17 protein-coding genes are annotated in these 17,712 nt (G+C 43.2%); 12 read left to right on the top strand and 5 right to left on the bottom strand.

Annotated elements, in window-relative coordinates; translation table 11 throughout:
- The first annotated feature begins 138 nt into the window (after nucleotides 1-138).
- The 7 genes from J5X92_RS11620 (at nucleotide 139) to J5X92_RS11590 (ending at nucleotide 6,432) form a co-directional block, all read left to right on the top strand.
- Nucleotides 139-978 carry an alpha/beta hydrolase gene (locus J5X92_RS11620; protein ID WP_013783442.1) on the top strand — a complete coding sequence of 280 codons (840 nt, stop codon included), beginning with the start codon at nucleotides 139-141 and terminating at the stop codon, nucleotides 976-978.
- A gap of 119 nt (nucleotides 979-1,097) precedes the next feature.
- Nucleotides 1,098-2,750, top strand: a complete 1,653-nt coding sequence (gene fadD / locus J5X92_RS11615) for a long-chain-fatty-acid--CoA ligase FadD (RefSeq protein WP_013783443.1) — start codon at nucleotides 1,098-1,100, stop codon at nucleotides 2,748-2,750.
- A 56-nt stretch (nucleotides 2,751-2,806) separates the two neighbouring features.
- A complete protein-coding gene (gene rnd, locus J5X92_RS11610) occupies nucleotides 2,807-3,964 on the top strand; it encodes a ribonuclease D (RefSeq protein WP_013783444.1) in 1,158 nt (385 codons plus the stop codon).
- 21 nt (nucleotides 3,965-3,985) lie between these two features.
- A complete protein-coding gene (locus tag J5X92_RS11605; protein WP_041452773.1) occupies nucleotides 3,986-4,282 on the top strand; it encodes a YcgL domain-containing protein in 297 nt (98 codons plus the stop codon).
- 2 nt (nucleotides 4,283-4,284) lie between these two features.
- On the top strand, nucleotides 4,285-5,274 hold the full coding sequence (locus J5X92_RS11600) for a lytic murein transglycosylase (RefSeq protein WP_126871424.1): 990 nt from the start codon (nucleotides 4,285-4,287) through the stop codon (nucleotides 5,272-5,274).
- Nucleotide 5,275: 1 nt separating this feature from the next.
- Nucleotides 5,276-5,938: a fumarylacetoacetate hydrolase family protein gene (locus tag J5X92_RS11595; RefSeq protein ID WP_013783447.1), complete on the top strand. Its 663-nt coding sequence runs from the start codon at nucleotides 5,276-5,278 to the stop codon at nucleotides 5,936-5,938.
- A complete protein-coding gene (locus tag J5X92_RS11590) occupies nucleotides 5,938-6,432 on the top strand; it encodes a YcgN family cysteine cluster protein (RefSeq protein ID WP_013783448.1) in 495 nt (164 codons plus the stop codon). The genes J5X92_RS11595 and J5X92_RS11590 overlap by 1 nt, the downstream gene beginning before the upstream one ends.
- On the opposite strand, the gene J5X92_RS11585 is transcribed toward J5X92_RS11590, so the two are convergent.
- From J5X92_RS11585 to nhaB, 3 genes are read right to left on the bottom strand one after another with little or no spacing between them, the layout of a single operon-like run.
- Entirely contained in the window at nucleotides 6,429-6,917 is a 489-nt protein-coding gene (locus J5X92_RS11585; RefSeq protein ID WP_013783449.1) for a GNAT family N-acetyltransferase, read from the bottom strand. The genes J5X92_RS11590 and J5X92_RS11585 overlap by 4 nt on opposite strands.
- A 56-nt stretch (nucleotides 6,918-6,973) precedes the next feature.
- Nucleotides 6,974-7,501 carry a disulfide bond formation protein DsbB gene (gene dsbB, locus J5X92_RS11580; RefSeq protein WP_013783450.1) on the bottom strand — a complete coding sequence of 176 codons (528 nt, stop codon included), beginning with the start codon at nucleotides 7,499-7,501 and terminating at the stop codon, nucleotides 6,974-6,976.
- 9 nt (nucleotides 7,502-7,510) lie between these two features.
- Nucleotides 7,511-9,094: a sodium/proton antiporter NhaB gene (nhaB, locus tag J5X92_RS11575; RefSeq protein ID WP_013783451.1), complete on the bottom strand. Its 1,584-nt coding sequence runs from the start codon at nucleotides 9,092-9,094 to the stop codon at nucleotides 7,511-7,513.
- A 441-nt stretch (nucleotides 9,095-9,535) separates the two neighbouring features.
- On the opposite strand from nhaB, the gene fadR reads away from it, so the two are divergent.
- From fadR to J5X92_RS11550, 5 genes are all read left to right on the top strand, one after another.
- Complete coding sequence (fadR, locus tag J5X92_RS11570; RefSeq protein ID WP_013783452.1) at nucleotides 9,536-10,246, top strand: fatty acid metabolism transcriptional regulator FadR; 711 nt, start codon at nucleotides 9,536-9,538, stop codon at nucleotides 10,244-10,246.
- Nucleotides 10,247-10,557: 311 nt separating this feature from the next.
- Complete coding sequence (locus J5X92_RS11565; RefSeq protein ID WP_126871490.1) at nucleotides 10,558-12,663, top strand: S9 family peptidase; 2,106 nt, start codon at nucleotides 10,558-10,560, stop codon at nucleotides 12,661-12,663.
- A gap of 115 nt (nucleotides 12,664-12,778) precedes the next feature.
- On the top strand, nucleotides 12,779-13,171 hold the full coding sequence (locus J5X92_RS11560; protein ID WP_013783455.1) for a VOC family protein: 393 nt from the start codon (nucleotides 12,779-12,781) through the stop codon (nucleotides 13,169-13,171).
- Nucleotides 13,172-13,262: 91 nt separating this feature from the next.
- Nucleotides 13,263-13,622: a phasin family protein gene (locus J5X92_RS11555; RefSeq protein ID WP_013783456.1), complete on the top strand. Its 360-nt coding sequence runs from the start codon at nucleotides 13,263-13,265 to the stop codon at nucleotides 13,620-13,622.
- Nucleotides 13,623-13,782: 160 nt separating this feature from the next.
- Nucleotides 13,783-14,523 (top strand): hypothetical protein, encoded by a 741-nt coding sequence (locus tag J5X92_RS11550; protein WP_126871425.1) that lies wholly within the window; start codon nucleotides 13,783-13,785, stop codon nucleotides 14,521-14,523.
- A gap of 204 nt (nucleotides 14,524-14,727) precedes the next feature.
- On the opposite strand, the gene J5X92_RS11545 is transcribed toward J5X92_RS11550, so the two are convergent.
- Nucleotides 14,728-16,161 carry a hypothetical protein gene (locus J5X92_RS11545; RefSeq protein ID WP_126871426.1) on the bottom strand — a complete coding sequence of 478 codons (1,434 nt, stop codon included), beginning with the start codon at nucleotides 16,159-16,161 and terminating at the stop codon, nucleotides 14,728-14,730.
- A gap of 59 nt (nucleotides 16,162-16,220) precedes the next feature.
- Nucleotides 16,221-17,681, bottom strand: coding sequence for a DUF3336 domain-containing protein (locus tag J5X92_RS11540; protein ID WP_126871427.1), 1,461 nt, complete (start codon nucleotides 17,679-17,681; stop codon nucleotides 16,221-16,223).
- Nucleotides 17,682-17,712: the final 31 nt, after the last annotated feature.

Genomic DNA, 17,712 nt, shown 5'->3' with positions numbered 1-17,712 from the left:
CTTTCGTAAAGATAATCGTATTTGAATAAAAATATGTATTTACTAGGGAGGCAAGATATTGCCTCCCTATTTTTTATCTGGCAATATTTTGCGCTTTATAGGCAAAGTATTGCCGCACATATTGTGTGAGGGAGCAACATGATAGAAACTGAATTCACATCAGGAAATTTACACTTAGCTGCACTAGAAAACCAAGGTGCTGGCACCGTAGTGATAGGGCTACATGGGTATTTAGATAATGCAGAAAGCCTTAGGTTGCTGGCGCCATATCTGCAATCTCAACGCTTTATCGCCCTTGATCTTGCTGGGCATGGCCGTTCATCGCATAGGCCAATAGGCATGCACTATAATCAAGCTGATTATTTACAAGACTTGCATGCATTGATAGAAGATCAACAGTGGGAACAGGTTATACTGCTTGGGCATTCTATGGGCGGTATTTTAGCATCGTTGTATGCTGGGTTATTTCCTGAAAAAGTGAAGGGGGTAATAAGCCTTGATGCGTGTGGCCCACTAACGTTAGAGGCGAACACCAGCCAAGCGCAAATGCGGGAAGCTATTCTTAGCAGGAAGAAGAAACAGCGCAATAAGTTAACCTTGGTTAACTTAGATGATGCAGTTAAAGCCCGCTGTAAGGTCTCTGATATTCCAGCTGAGCATGCACGCGCAATTCTAGAAAGGAATCTTACGCAAGATGCCGGTGGCCATTGTTTTTGGTCGAGCGACCCGCGTCTTCGCACCAAATCTGTACTTCGCTTAACCGAAGATCAAGCAGAAAACATCATGAGTGCGATAGTTTGTCCTATACTTTTTATAGGCGCGTCAAGTAGCTTTAAAACCTTGGACAGTGTTTATGAGAAAAGGCAATCCTGGTTTAAAAATGCTCGGTTTGAGCAATTAACAGGCGGCCATCATATTCACATGGAAAAAACTGACGACGTTGGCATGTTAATCCGTCAGTTTGTTGAGCAAATGTAAACTGTATAGTTTATTTTTTTTTACACTTCCTATACTATTCGCAAGTTATTAGACCAGTTGCTCAAACGCGCGTGAGACTTCACGCGCCTTTGTGTTAAAAATAAGTGAAGGAGGTTTTGGTGGAAAAAACCTGGCTCAAGTTTTACGACCCTCGTGTATCTGCAGATATTGATGCAGATCGTTACGCATCCGTTGTCGATATATTCGAACAATCAGTAAAAAAGTTTAAAGACAAAGTTGCGTTTATCAACATGGGTCAGTCGATGACCTTTGGCGAACTCGACAAATTATCTGCACAATATGCTGCTTACCTACAAAATAGTGGGTTAAAACGCGGTGATGCCGTGGCGATAATGATGCCGAACTTGCTTCAGTACCCTGTTGCCATGTTCGGTGTACTTCGTGCTGGTATGGTTGTGGTTAATGTAAACCCACTGTACACCGCAAGAGAGTTGAAGCATCAGTTGAACGATGCGAATGCTAAGGCAATTGTTATTGTTGAAAACTTTGCGTGTACGCTTGAAGAAGTGATCAGCGAAACAAACATTCAAGAAGTGTTTCTTACTTCGTTAGGCGATATGTTGCCTGTACCAAAACGTTGGGTAGTGAATGCGGTAGTGAAGTACGTGAAGAAAATGGTGCCGGCTTTTAATTTGCCTGCTACCACGTCGTTCACCAGCGCAATAAAGAAAGGGCAATCGTTAACCTACACACGCCCCAATTTAACCAACGATGAACTGGCTTTCCTGCAGTACACCGGCGGAACCACGGGTGTATCTAAAGGCGCCATGCTGACACATCGCAATATGATTGCGAATCTTGAGCAGGTTTCCGGCATTTTAGAAACTGTAATAGATGAAGGCGAAGACTTCGTGGTAACGGCGTTGCCGCTTTATCATATATTCGCATTGCTTGCGAACTGCCTGATGTTCCTTAAATACGGTTGCCAAAACTTACTGATTACTAACCCACGTGATATGCCAGGGTTTGTAAATGAATTGAGTAAATACCCTTTCACTATTCTTCCGGGTGTAAATACCTTGTTTAATGGTTTATTAAACACACCAGGGTTTAGCGAACTTGATTTTAAGAACTTCAAGTTTGGCTTAGGCGGCGGCATGGCCGTTCAGCGTCCTGTTGCTGAAAAGTGGGAAAAGGTTACCGGTACTGTACTTCTTGAAGGTTATGGCTTAACGGAGTGCTCACCAGTTGTAACGGTAAACCCACCACAAATTGACGCTTACAAAGGCGCCATCGGTATGCCAGTACCTTCTACCGACATCAAACTTCTTGATGATGATGGTAACGAGGTAGAAAAAGGCGAACCAGGTGAGCTTTGGGTGAAAGGCCCGCAGGTGATGAAAGGATATTTAAACCGCCCAGAAGCCACTGACGAAATTCTTAAAGATGGCTGGCTTGCCACTGGAGACATCGCTACGGTAGACGATGAAGGTTATTTCTATATTGTTGACCGTAAAAAGGATATGATCCTCGTTTCTGGATTCAATGTGTTTCCAAACGAAATTGAAGAAGTGGCTGCTATGCATGACAACATTGTTGAGTCAGCAGCGGTTGGTGTGCCAAATGAAGCGAGTGGTGAAGTGGTTAAGTTGTTTGTTGTTCGCAACAACGACTCGCTTACTGCTGAAGCGGTTATTGCGCACTGTAGAGAACACTTAACGGGCTATAAAGTGCCCAAGCAGGTAGTCTTCAAAGAAGATCTACCTAAAACCAATGTAGGTAAAATTCTGCGTCGGGAACTACGAGATTAATTCGGTAAGTGAATTAGGAAAACTGTAGAGCCGGCGTAAGCCGGCTTTTTATTATTATGCAATATGAATTAGTAACCACCTTTGAAAAACTCGATAGCGTGTGCAATCTTGCCCAGCAACAAAAAGCGGTAGCGCTAGACACTGAGTTTGTTCGTACGAGAACACTGTCACCGCATCTTGGTTTAATCCAGTTATATGATGGGCATCAGTTAGTACTTATCGATCCGCTTGCGATTGATGATCTCTCGCCATTTATTGCCTTAATGGAAAATACCCGTGTGGTAAAAGTGCTGCACTCGTGCTCAGAAGATCTTGAAACTTTCCTGACCGCTTTTAACACCGTACCAACACCCGTATTCGACAGTCAATTTGCGGCGAGTATTTTAGGCTTGGGTGCATCGCTAGGATACGCAAAGCTGGTGGAGTTATTGTGCGATGTTAGCCTAGATAAAGGCGAGTCTCGTACTGACTGGATAGCACGCCCTTTAAGGGAAGCACAGCTTAGCTATGCGGCCAACGATGTACTGTATTTATTGCCTTGCTACGAACATTTAGTAGAAAAAATAAATGAAGCCGGGAAGTTAGAGTGGGTATATCAAGAAATAGCCCAGTTAGCAGATAAAAAGCGCAGTCAAATGCCGGAAGAATTTGCGTATATGCAAATTAAAAACAACTGGCGTTTATCAAAAGAGCAACTTACCGTACTACAAGCTCTTGCTGCATGGCGACTCGCCACTGCCCGTAAAAAAGACATGGCATTAAATTTTGTATTTAAAGAAATACATCTTTATGAAGCTGCGCGTCTAATGCCTTCAAGCAAATCGGGTTTGTCTCAACTACACGGGGTGAACCCACAGTCGATTAGGCGCTACGGTGAGACCATCATTACGCTAATAAGCGAAGCCCGAGATAAATATGCCGCTACTTCTGAGTCACAGAGGTTACCTAAAGTCAGTCGTTTGATTGACGTTGCAAGCTATAAGCAAACACTAGCATCGCTAAAAGCGGTCAGCGATAAAATTGCCAACGAAAATAATGTATCGCCTGAAGTCATTGCCTCTAAAAAACAATTAAACCAAGTGCTAAAATGGTACTGGTTCGACAATGACGAAACCCGAGTGCTAGGCCTTAAGCCAGATGTATTATCTGGTTGGAGAGCGCCACTATTTGAACCCCATTTAGAAAAGTTACTAGGTAATAAACCTAGTCTCTAACGTTGAAGAGTTTACGAAATGATGTTGTGCGCGATTTATAAATCACGAAAACACCTAGGCATGTACTTATACGTGCCTAATAAAGACCAATTTGAAGATGTGCCTGAAATACTTAAAGAGAAGTTTGGCAAGCCCGAGTTAGTCACGGTGTTATCATTAGATAAGCACGAGAAACTAGCTGGAGTCGACAAACAAAAGCTGGTTGCTGAACTTGAAGAGAAAGGCTTTTACCTTCAGTTGCCACCTAAAGAAGACGACTTATTGATGGCGCATCGAAAGTCTTTGGGTTTACAAGCCACACCAGATAAAAAGTTTTAGAAATGGGTAAATGGTTAAAAGCATCGCTGCTTATGGTCGCGGGTGTTTTGGCAAGCATTGGGTTTGCCCAAGCCGAAGACAAAACAGCAAAAGGGTTTGCCGAGTACGTAACAGCGTTAAAAGCCGAAGCCCAGCAAAAGGGCTTTGATGAATCATTACTTAACGACGCCTTTAGTGATATTAGTTTCCGCCCAACAGTCATTAAATCTGATAAAAATCAACCTGAAAAGAAAATTACCCTTGATAGTTACTTAGCCAGTCGTGTGCCTGATTGGAAAGTGCAGCAAGCGGTTGAAATGTACAATAAGCACAAGTCACTGCTTGAAGAGATAGGGAAGAAGTTTCAGGTACAACCCCGATTTATTGTTGCGCTGTGGGGGAATGAATCAAATTTTGGACGTATTCAAGGTAATTACAGTGTGCTGTCTGCCTTGGCGTCACTGGCGTATGAAGGCCGCCGAGAAAAACTGTTTAAAGACAACCTTTTTGCCGCGTTAACTATTCTTGATGAAGGGCATACCAGCGTTGATGCGTTTAAAGGTTCTTGGGCTGGTGCCATGGGGCAAAGCCAATTTATGCCAATCTCCTTTTTAAACTACGCGGTAGATTACGATGGTGATGGCAGAAAAGATATATGGCAAACCGAAGCCGATGTTTTTGCTTCTATTGCAAACTACCTTTCATCAGAAGGGTGGGATAATAACGGCACGTGGGGTAGGCAGGTATCTGTAACCCAGCCTATAGAAGAGTTCGGCCTTTCAAAAAGCCTGTATAGGCCTTTAGCCGATTGGCAACAAGCCGGCGTTAGACGTTTCGACGGTAGCGATTTGCCTAATGTTGATATTCAAGCTTCTCTCATTATGCCTGATGGCAGTGAAGGACGTGTTTATCTTGTCTATAATAACTTTCATACTTTGATGAAATGGAACCGCTCTAGTTACTTCGGTGTGTCGGTAGGTTACCTTTCTGAACGTATAAAACGAGGGTACTAATATGTATCAACATTTAGATGTTCAGGGCAATCCCATTGCCTTGCCAGTAGGAAAAGTGGCGTGCATCGGTCGCAACTATCTTGATCATATTGAAGAAATGAAATCCGTGGTTTCAGCATCCCCTTTGTTGTTTTTAAAACCCAAAGCGGCGTTGTGCGACATGGGCAAACCGCTCAGTATTCCTACCGACCAAGGTGAATGCCATAACGAACTGGAAGTTGCTGTGCTGCTAAAGCACGCGGTGTCTAAAGCAACAGAAGATGAAGTGTTAGCGGCCATTTGGGGTATTGGGCTTGGTTTAGATTTAACCTTGCGTGATGTTCAGCGCGAGCTTAAGGCGCAAGGGCAACCCTGGGAACGCGCAAAGTCCTTCGATTTAAGTTGTCCAGTGTCAGGCTTCGTTCCAATCGATAGCATCACTGACTTACAAGATTTACGTTTTACGTTAAGTATAAACGGTGAAGTGCGTCAATCTGGGCATACCGCAATGATGCTACATAAAATAGTGCCCTTAATTGCTCACATGTCGCAGACTTTTACTCTTGATGCGGGTGATATAGTGTTAACTGGCACCCCTAAAGGGGTAGGGCCATTGCTTGTGGGTGACACTATCGAAGCCACCTTACACGATAAAATTACTGTTAATACAAAGGTTGTACGCTAATGACTGCCCCTTTTTGGGAAACCAAAACCCTTGAAGAAATGACCCAAAAGGAATGGGAGTCATTATGCGATGGCTGTGCAAAATGTTGCTTACATAAGTTTATTGACGATGAAAACGAGGAAGCGCAAGCGCCTACAGATTACATCAATGCCAATGAGCAAATTCATTACACTAATATTGTTTGTTCTCTGCTAAATACAAAAAGTTGTGAATGTACCCAATATGCGAAGCGAACTGAGCTTGTTCCTGATTGTGTTCAGCTAACTAAAGCAAACCTAAAAGATATCTTCTTTATGCCTACAAGTTGCGCTTATCGCCGTCTGCATGAAGGGCGAGGTTTGCCGTCTTGGCATCCACTGTTGAATAAGGGCAAAAAGCACGTGATGCACAAAAATGGCATGTCTGTGCGAAACAAAACGGTGTTTGAAACCGATGTGAATTTAGATGCCTTCGAAGATTATATTGCCATTTGGCCGTTGGAAGATTTAGATTAAGCGGTAATACTGTAAAGCAGCGCATCTCGCCCAAAAATGCGCTTGCGGCACAGTCCTTCCTTTTCAGCACCAATTCTCTCGGCTACACGCAAACTGGCTTTATTGTTGGGCTCGATAAGGCATTCTAATCGGTGTAAATTCATTTGTGTAAAGGCTAATTTTTTTAACGCCTCACAAATGGCTGTTGCTAGGCCTTTTCCACATGAGTCGGAACGAAGCCAATAACCCAAATTCGCGGTTAGATGAGTGTGGTGAATATAGTTGATAATCCCCATGCCCAAACAGCGCTCATCGTGCATAAGCAAGTAGGTTAACCCATAGCCTGACTCTCGTGCGGCTTCCATAGATTGAATACATTGTTTCGCCAATGCAGGGGTAACTGGGCACAGCGTGGCACCAAGCCAGGGTTTTACATGATGAATAGATTGCTGTGAAGCCTCACACAAGGCTTCAACATGTTTAGGGGCTATGCGCTGTATTGTCACCGGTCCCTGTTCTGTGTGGATAGGAGGGAGCCTAGACGGCAAAATAGAAAGGTCTATCAAAAGGGTTTCTTATCCAGCAATCTACATGCAAACACAATAGCAAATACCACAAAGTAAGCGGCAAATAGAATTTGCATCCACTCAGCCATTCCCATTGAAAGAAACTGCCAACTGTCTTCTAAGCAATCACCCTCGGCGGCAAAAATGGCAGGTATCCACTCATGCAATTGCAGCCATGATGGGAAGTTAGGCACGATTTCACAGCTGGCGAAAAAAGGGTTCGGCGCATTTAAAATACCAATATGTTCTTTAGCGATTAAAAAGCCCCAACCAGCAGATACTGCCCAACCGGCAAAACCGACCATGCGGGTAAGGCCGTTATTTTTAATCAAAACAAAAAGTGCTGACAACACAATGCCGTACATGGCAGTTCGTTGGTAAATGCACATAATGCAGGGTTTCAAGCCCATACCATATTGAAAATAAAGTGCAGCTAGTTCTAGCCCCAGAGATGTGGCAAAAAGCACAAGCCATGAAGACTTGTGCTCTGCCCAGCGACTAATGCGATGTACTACTGAACGCATGTCTATTTCCTAGTGTGAAACCACACCGCTAACAGCTTCTGTCGCGGTATGATGTTCGATTAAGTGCATGTCGTACAGCCATTGGGTTGCATCGGCTAAGCCTACATAGGTAGCTACCAAGCCCACAATGGTTAGCACAATGGTGTATGGCAATGCCATCATCACCATGCGGCCGTAAGACAAGCGTAGTAAAGGTGCAATCGCAGAGGTTAGCATGAACAAGAATGCAGCTTGACCGTTAGGTGTAGCAACACTCGGCAAGTTAGTACCCGTGTTAATCGCAACCGCTAGCATATCGTACTGGTCACGAGTAATTTGGCCAGCTTGCAGGGCTGCGGTAACTTCTGTGATATACACAGAGCCTACAAACACGTTATCACTCACCATAGATAACACACCGTTGGCGAGGTAAAACATCACCATCTGGGTTTCACCTTCAAAGCTTAGTACCCAATGAATAACAGGTTGGAATAAGCCTTGGTCGATAATCACAGCCACAACACCAAAGAATACGCAAAGCAATGCGGTAAACGGTAGGGCTTCTTCAAACGCTTTACCTAAAGCGTGCTCTTCAATAATACCGCTCATCGACGTTGCTAGTACAATAACAGAAAGGCCGATTAACCCTACTGACGCCATGTGCGTAGCCAAGCCCACTACTAACCATACGCCAATTAGTGCCTGAACCACGAGCTTAGCTGTTTCACGTTTGCTGCGGCTTTTATCCATATGTTCGCTGTAATCGGTAAGAATTTTTCTTACTGAATTTGGTAGTTTTGCACCATAAGTAAACCAACCCGTTTTCTCTAGGATCATGGTGGTTAACAAGCCGAAAACGAAAACAGGTAAGCTAACAGGGGCCATGCGGATAAAGAATTCAACGAAATCCCATCCAGCCTTATCAGCAATAATTAGGTTTTGCGGTTCACCTACCATGGTCATCACGCCGCCCAGTGCGGTACCTACCGCAGAGTGCATCATTAGATTACGAAGGAAGGCACGGAAGTTTTCTAGGTCATTACTGCCTAGCGAATCTACACCGTCGTCACTCGTGTGGTCATGATCTGAGTGGAACTCTTTACCTGAAGCGACCTTGTGGTAAATAGAGTAGAAACCTAAACCCACACTGATGATTACTGCCACTACGGTTAGCGCATCAAGAAATGCCGATAAAAAGGCTGATGCAAAGATAAACGACAGTGACAACACCATTTTGTTTTTAACCCCAATCACTAACTTGGTGAATAAAAACATCAGCAGGTCTTTCATAAAGTAGATACCGGCAACCATGAAGACCAGAAGTAATAGTACTTCAAGGTTAACCTCAATTTCGTGCATCATGTGCCCGGGCGTAGTCATCCCAATGAACATAGCCTCAATGAGTAGTAAACCACCTGGCTGCAACGGATAGCATTTGAGCGCCATGGCGAGAGTAAAGATAAATTGGATCACTAATGTCCAACCCGCCAAGTAGGGGTCAACCATAAACAATACTGGGTTGATAATGAGGAAGGCAATTATGGTCTGCTTATACCAATTTGGTGCGTGTCCCAGAAAGTTACTAAAGACCGCCGAGATCATTGAGGTTTGCATGAGTTCCTATTCCTTTTACAACAAAGCCGCTAACATTGCGTCTTTACGTTTTGAATTTCTGGTTATTGCACACATAAACTGACTTTCATCGAGGGCAAGTGATTGCAAGTTGTCGATAATCGGGCAGTTTTGCTGCTTTCATTATAATAGTCCGAAATTAAGCGTACATGATATTACAACCTTGAGAAAGCAATTCACAGACCCCATAAAAGGAAAGTTAGCGGAATTTCTCACGTTAGGTTGTTAATCAACCTAACAATGTAGTTTATTGCGTTGAGTAAGTCTGCTTTTGCGTGATAAAAAACGATTAACGCAAAAGTTTTAGGATTATTTTAATGAAATGTTAACAAATGTTGTTGGCAGGGGATTTTTCATTGTGATAATAAAAGCGCATCTGGTACAATCAGTCGCAGAATAACAATAACGTGCAGGCGATTAGTTATGATTTATAAGGCGCAGAGTCCCGCTGGATTTGCCGAAGAATATATTGTTGAATCGATTTGGAGTGGACGCTTCCCGCCGGGTACAATTTTGCCTGCCGAAAGAGAGCTTTCAGAACTTATTGGTGTAACACGCACAACCTTACGTGAAGTTTTGCAACGTTTGGCTCGTGACGGTTGGTTGACCATTCAGCATGGTAAACCCACAAAAGTGAATAACTTTTGGGAAAGCTGTGGCTTGAACATTCTAGAAACGTTAGCGCGTCTTGATCAAGAAGGCATTCCTGAGCTAGTAGACAACCTCTTAGCGGCACGTACAAATTTAAGTGCTGTGTTTATCCGAGGTGCAATTCGTAACAACCCCAAAGAATCAGCTGAGATTATTGCTCGTTATAAAAACGTGGAAGAAGACGGCGCTGCTTTTGCGCAATTCGATTATCAAATGACCCATGATTTAGCATTGGCATCAAATAATAATGTGTTCGTGTTAATGATGAATGGTTTCAGAGGTATGTATTCGCGTATTGGTGGTTTCTATTTCGATCATGAACAAGCGCGAGATGTGGCTAAAGCTTATTACGCGAAATTGCTTGATGCTGCAGAAAACGAAAGACACGATAAAGTACCTGTTGTAGTAAGAGACTATGGTATTGAAAGTGGTAAAGTTTGGCAGCAAGTACGTGACAGTATGCCTAAAGATATTGTGGATTAGCGCAATGGCTGTAGGGGAAAGCGAATTCACCTTCAAGCTAAAATCGTAGTTATTAACGTATTATCAAAAACGTCCTTTCAGGGCGTTTTTTTGTTTTAAGACACAGCTTGTAACTATTTACTACTCAGTTTGGCTGCATTAGTGCTTTTTAACCCTATATAAACCTTACAAATTACCTATACTTTGGGGTTAAGTTTTGTCACATATCATCTCCCGGAAAAGGAACTATCATGAAATCTTTATGGATAGCATCGTGTATGACGTTGACGGCGAGTCTTTCGCTTGGAGCGTGCAGCGATAATAGCACTAGCATGAAACAATCCTCTCAAATAGAAAAACAGCAAGGCGTTAAATTGATTACTGATACTCCAGCACCGGTTGCACAGAAAATTCCTCATGAGTTAACAGCTCACGGCGTCGTTCGTAATGATGACTATTACTGGATGCGAGATGATAGTCGTGAAGACGAGAAAGTGTTAGCGCACTTAGAAAAAGAAAATGCGTATTTAGAAACTGTTATGGCGCCATTAAAAGATAACAGAGAAACCTTGTACGAAGAGCTGATTGCCCGAATAGAGAAAGATGACACAACGGTTCCCTATTTAAAAAATGATTATTGGTACTTCACCGAATACTCTGGGGAAAATGAATACCCTATTTATCTGCGTAAACCATCGATGGATGCAGAGGAACAGGTATTACTGAATATGAATGTGATGGCCGAAGGCCATGACTACTATAATATTGGCGACTACTCAGTAAGCACCGACAATAACTTACTCGCGTATTCTGAAGATACATTGAGCCGTCGCGTTTATACTATTCTTGTAAAAAATTTAGCCACGGGTGAGTTGCTGTCAGACCAACTGACAGGTACCTCTGGTGCTGTAGAGTGGGCCAACGACAATAAACACCTTTTCTATGTGAAGAAAGATCTGCAAACCTTATTAGGCTTCCAGGTTTATCGTCATGTGCTTGGTACACCCCAAGAAGACGATACGCTAGTGTTTGAGGAAACTGATCCTACGTTTTATACCTACATTAGTAAAAGCAAAGATGATGACATGATTTACATTCATCATAGTCACACAGACAAAAGTGCAGTGACCTTAATAGATGCGAACCAACCTACTAAAGCGCCAATTCCATTCTTGCCTATTAGAGAAGATGAGGAATACAGCATTGAAAAGTCGGGCGATAGCTACTTTGTTCTGACTAACAATGCAGCAACTAATTTTCGAGTTATGAAAGCGCCAGCTTCTGCAACCGATGATATGTCCAAATGGGAAGAGGTGATTAGCCACAACCCTGATGTATTCATTCAAGATATTGAAGTGTTAGGCGACTTTTTGGTAGTAAAAGAGAAGCAAGACGGTGTGTTACGTCTGGTTGCGCATAATCTAAACACTGATAAAGCCACAGTAATACCTACCGATGACCCTATTTACGGCGCTTACTTTACCGGTAACACTCAGCAAAATACCAATACCTTGCGTATTTATTATAGTTCGTTAACTACGCCCGCAAGCATTGTAGATATCGATTTAAACACCTTCGATAAAGAAGTCCTTAAACAAACTAAGGTCTCTGACACATTTTCTTCAGCGGCTTATACCTCTGAACGTGTCATGATTATAGCGCAGGATGGAGCAAGTATTCCCGTTTCGTTGGTTTATCGTAATGATATGTTTAACAAAGATGGCACTAATCCACTGTATCAGTATGCGTATGGTTCTTACGGTGCCACGATTGAGCCAACATTTAGAAGTAGTTGGTTATCGCTAGTAGATAGAGGCTTTGTGGTAGCGATTGCCCATATTCGCGGCGGGCAGATGTTAGGCCGACAGTGGTATGAAGACGGTAAGATGCACAGCAAAATTAATACATTTACCGACTTTATCGACGTATCAAAAGGCTTGATTGAAAAGCAATATGCCGATCCTAATCGTGTGTTCGCGATGGGCGGCAGTGCGGGTGGTTTGTTAATGGGCGCGATTGCGAATATGGCACCTGAACTTTATTTAGGGATTTCTGCTCATGTTCCGTTCGTGGATGTTGTTACTACCATGAGTGACGACTCCATTCCTTTAACCACTGGGGAATATACAGAGTGGGGTAACCCTGCGAATAAAGATGAATTCGACTATATTTTATCTTATTCACCGTACGATCAAGTGAGTGCCCAAGATTACCCTCACATGTTAGTGACAACAGGGCTTCACGACTCACAAGTGCAATACTTTGAGCCGATGAAATGGGTTGCGAAACTACGTGACTACAAAACGAATGATAATTTGTTGTTGTTTCAAACAGATATGGAAGCTGGCCACGGTGGTGCATCTGGTCGGTTCAAACGTTTTGAGTCAACAGCGCTAGAATATGCATTCGTGTTTTACCTGGCAGGTATAGAAATCTAGCTGACGAGATTTAAGCTAGCACCACTATGTTTTACTGACATAACGAACAGGCAAATGCTTCAGCATCTGCCTGTTTTTACATTTGGCATTTGTTAACACTAAAAGGAAACATGCTATGAACAGTAATCCCGTTGGTTGGTTTGAAATTTATGTTGAAGACATGCCTCGCGCGCAGGCTTTCTACGAAAGCGTGCTGACGGTTTCCTTGGAAGCACTGGAAGACCCCTCAGCAGATAAATCTCAAGGCGCATTCAGTATGATGACGTTCCCCTCTGACATGGAACACTATGGCGCCAGTGGTGCATTAGTTCATATGGAGGGTGCCCCAGTAGGTAAAAATAGCACCTTAGTCTATTTTGCATGTGAGGACTGCGCCGTTGAAGCGGGTAGGGTAGTTGACGCAGGAGGCGTTCTTGAGAAAGAAAAAATGGCGATTGGTGAATATGGATTTATTGCGTTAGCCATTGATACAGAAGGGAATATGATTGGGTTTCATTCCCAAGCGTAAACTTTTTACGGTTTTGTTTTTTTATTAGTATGCGGTTTCTAATTGTACTTTGTATAGTGATTCTGTAATCGAACATTCACAGGAGCTGACGATGACAACCACTGATACCATTAAAGGTAAAATTAACGAAGCAGAAGACATGGCTCGCAAAATTTGGCTAGCAGGGCTTGGCGCGTACGGAAAAAGCGTAGAAGAAGCACAAGGTCGTTACGAAAAGCTAAGTGAAGACGCGAACAAAATGTTTGATGACTTAGTAATCAAAGGTGAAACGCTAGAAGACGATGCGCGTAGTAAGTTTAAGTCGACCACCAATGATGTTGAAAACCGTGTGGCAGATGTACGTAAAAAACTGGGCTTAGATACCGACCCCGCCGATCATCGTATTGAAGAGCTTTCAGCAAAAATTGATGCGTTGACGGAAGCCGTAGCTAAGCTAGCGGCGAATAAATAGCACTTAAGTTTTATTGTTGCTATTTTTTAGCAAGGTAGTTGCTGTCGTTTTTTGTAGTCCTGTTACTTACAAAGGTATTAGTGCCAATGCTGGTGCTAATACTGATACTAATAGAACGTAATAACTACCTTGCCCTATTCGTTTTGAAGCGGGAGGTTACATGCCTAATAATCACAAATCATCACCACTATTTGGATGGCTTACAGCGGGTTCTGATTTAATATCAGCGCAACTTGAAAGTACAGCTAGTACAGTAAGTAAAAAAATTGATGATACTCACTCCTCAATTGAGGCTATGCAGCGCAAGGGCGCTGAAGTAGAAGGTGAGTTGAAACGTCGATTTAACCCAGTTTCATTAGTTGATAGCGCACAACAGTTGGTGATGTCTACGCCACTGTTTAGTTTACTTTCTGGTGGGAAAGCACGGGTTGAAAGAGAGCATCAAATAGAGTTACTTTCCGCAAAAGTTGACTTGTTGGTAGAACAAGTAGCATTACTTGCCGCAAAGCGTGCTGCAGAAAAAGCTGCGGGGAAAGCCCAAACGCCAACAAAAACGCCTGCAAAAGCCCCAGCAAAGGCCGCGCCAAAATCTACTGCGAAAGCCACCCCAAAAACAGCGGCAAAAGCTACCCCTAAAGTAGCCTCAAAACCTGCCACCAAAACAACAGCTGCATCAACTAAGGCAAGTGGAACGGCCAGTAAAACCACCACAGCTAAAAAAGCATCTTCCGCGACTAAATCAACCACTACGGCTTCAACTGCATCGAAGCCAGCAGCGACGAAAGCGACCTCGGCTAAGGCTACAGAAGCCAAGCCCCAGGCAGCGCAGTCTTCAACATCAAGCAGCACATCAGCGGCCACCAAAGCCACTGGCGATAGCAAGACCGATAGCGACTCGTAAGTCTGTAGCACGATAGTGTTTTGCAGAGAGATAGTGTTCGGTAGTACGTTGCTGGCTACCCCGTTAGGCGCAATAAAAAAGAGAGTAGGTACTCTCTTTTTTGCAGTCGCACTCGATAGCGTTATCAGTGCTTCGCCACAGGCGTTAATACTTCGCCACAGGCGTTAGTACTTCGCCACGGGCGTTAACGCTTTCGCAACAGGGCTAGCTTGATTTGCTCCACAGATTCTGGTGTTTCTTATAACTAAAATAGTCGTGGGGTTCCCAAAAACTGGGGATCAAATCATCTACCGCGTCTGAGGTGAAATTGCTAGAAAGCTGGCTCATGATTTCTTTCAAGCGCGCTTTATCAACACTCATCAATTTCTTTCTGCTAGCGGGGAAGTAGAGGTTTCTGCCTTTTTCAATCACTTCGATATGACCGCTGCTGATATGCTTTTGATTGCGCGTGGTTACTTTGCAAATTGGCTCGCCAGGTTTAGTTGGATTTAATCCTATCACCACCGCACATTCATATTGGTCTTTTTCTTGGCCGTTTTCATTAACAGGAATGAAAGTAATGCCGAAGCCTTGCGGGAAGTAACCGACCAAGTCAATAAAATCCTCCGCGAGCTTTTTATTTAACGCGCCTTTTTTAGATAGCTGCTCTATAAGTAAGTAGCCTTTAGGCAGGTTTTTACGGCTGTAATCGTTTTTAGTTGAAAAAATCACAGACGCATAAATTTGCGGTATTTTAATTAGCTCACCTAAACCAGTTTTAGACACAAAGGCATCTTTTACCAACTGGCTAACAAAGTCATTGGCCTCATTGTGGGTCTGCACAAATCGGTCACGTTCTTCTTTCACGTTTCCCACATAGGCTGGAATGCCTAACCCTTCAGTAAGGTATTTCATGGTGAAGTGATAGTTAAGCTTCAACAAGTCTTTTCGCTGAGATTCTTCTAGTAATCGGAATTCATCCAACTTATTGTCTGCGCCACGTAATATCGTTAATGCGGCGGGGCTTTGTAAGCCTACATCTTGTAGCAAAGAGGCAGTAATTAATGGTCGCCCTAATTCTATACGCCACTTTTCGCGCCAATAGCGGTTACCACGCATCCGAGAAATCGCATCACGATATTTTGAAAGGTACTTGTGCGCAATGGTGTCGTGATCAAGTAACTTATCAGTAAGTCTTAATACTAAAACGGCTTTATACAAAGGCTTAAAGCGCTGGTGAATGCGGGCAAATTTACCTTCTGGGCCTTGGGTAAGCAACATTAAAGTGCCAAGAAACTTTGCACTTAGCTGCTGAGTTTCTTGCCAGCTATCTCCCTCGCATAGCTTGATAAGCTTAGTGCTCACTTCATCAATTCGAGTAAGCCGCGCCAAGCGTTCCTCTTCAAGCTTTTGACTAGAGTTTTTGATTTGTTTTTTGAGCTGATCTACAAGAACTTCTTTCTTAGTTGAAGCTTTCGCTTTTTTTAGCTGTACCTTCAACTCCTCAACATGGGCTTCTAGCTCAGGGGTTAACGAAAAAAAATGTTTCGCATCTTCAAAGACTGAGCCATAGCCAACCTCTTGCGGGTACACCATGTTTATTAGTTGTTTTACTTGCTGCGTGTAGATGCTGTCAGGGCTTTGAATTTGTGCGCTCACCGATATCCTTTGTGTATGTTTTCAACCCCAATCACAGTCAAATTCCTGCGTTGGGTGGGTTAATAGGCACTGTGTCCTAATTCAACCGCTTCTCTTTGTTTCAATTTACCAAGATAATACCGCAAACTTTCGCTAATTTTGGTATTTTTTTCAATAACATCGAGCTGTGGCCAAGTTGATTTTTCTCCGCTCACTATGAGCGCATTTATACTTTCAAGGCTTGGATTAGCAATAACTTGTGTCAAATTACGAATTTGTTGTTTGGGGAGAATGTTTATGTTTCCTACATATTGTTGATCGATAATAGACTTCACTTTATGAATAGTAAGTTTAGCACCTTTATTGTCAGTCATATTTTCAATAATATCGATGGCAAAAATACTGTTACTTTTTAATAGCTGCCCCACGTGACGCGTTGATAACCCCCACAGTGATTGAGGATTGATACGCGCAGATTGGATGAAGGGCACGGCGAGTGGATTGGTTTGGCTAACAATACTATGGTTAACACCGTACAACCTAGCAAGCCTATCAAAGGGTAAGTCGGCCATTAGCGAGCCGTCAGCGAAACGTCGGTTAGGAATATAGGGAACGATATCACCTGCAGGTGTTTTAGCGCGAAGTTGTACAGGGCTAAATACTACTGGCACGGCACAAGACGCTCTTACCGCTTGGGTGATAATGGCGTTAGGCGAAGTTTTGGCATTTAGTAGCCTAGAATGCTGGTGTAAATCTGCAGGCGATACGGTTACGGTTACATGGCGACGGGTCTTTTTATACGCTTCTTCAAAGGTGGTTAAATCAAAAAGGCTGATTAACGCATTCTCTAACGCAGTGCTATCAAACAAACTATTTTTGCCAAAGCCCGCCCAACTTCGCCATTTTTTGAAGGTTTCATAAATATTTTCAGCGCTTAATGCATCGAGTAGTTCATCATGAGTACGTGTGCCTACCAAGGCTGCAATAATAGAACCCGCACTTGCGCCTGATACAACAGAAGGTAACAGCTCTTTCTCATTTAGCGACTTTACCACCCCGCAATGAAAGAACCCCAACCCAGCTCCTCCCGATAACATGAGGCAGCTGCGCCCGAATGCATGGGCGGTTTCTTCAAAAAATGACAGTTTCTCGTAAAAGTCTACGTCGTCTTCATTCGCTTGGTAAATTTGGTCAAGGGCAAGCTTCACCTCTTCAATGAATTGCACGATAAGATATTTAGTGCCCATCTTGCATTTGCGGCGTATAGCTGGGTTTGCAATATTGCCTAAATTCCCATGCAAGCCTTCATGAATAATTGACATAAGCGCATGCATGTCGCCATTGCCTCTGGCAATTTTCAGGCGTTGTACCCGTTTCTGAATAAGTATGTAGTCGTAATCATCTGATGCATCATCGGCTTTCCACGCTTCTGCACCGGAAATTTCGTCATGCGCTAAGCAAGCTTCTTGGTACGCTTGATAGCTTGAAGCATGGGCAATGTCTTGGTCTAATTTTTTTAAACGTAAGTCAAATAAAGCCATATTTTCAGTGTCTCAAGTGAGCATACAAAAA

The sequence above is a fragment of the Alteromonas sp. K632G genome (assembly GCF_017653625.1).
In the GTDB taxonomy this organism is placed as follows: Bacteria; Pseudomonadota; Gammaproteobacteria; order Enterobacterales; family Alteromonadaceae; genus Alteromonas; species Alteromonas naphthalenivorans.
The sequence above is the reverse complement of the archived record's forward strand: the minus strand, read 5'-3'. Positions and strand labels throughout refer to the sequence as shown.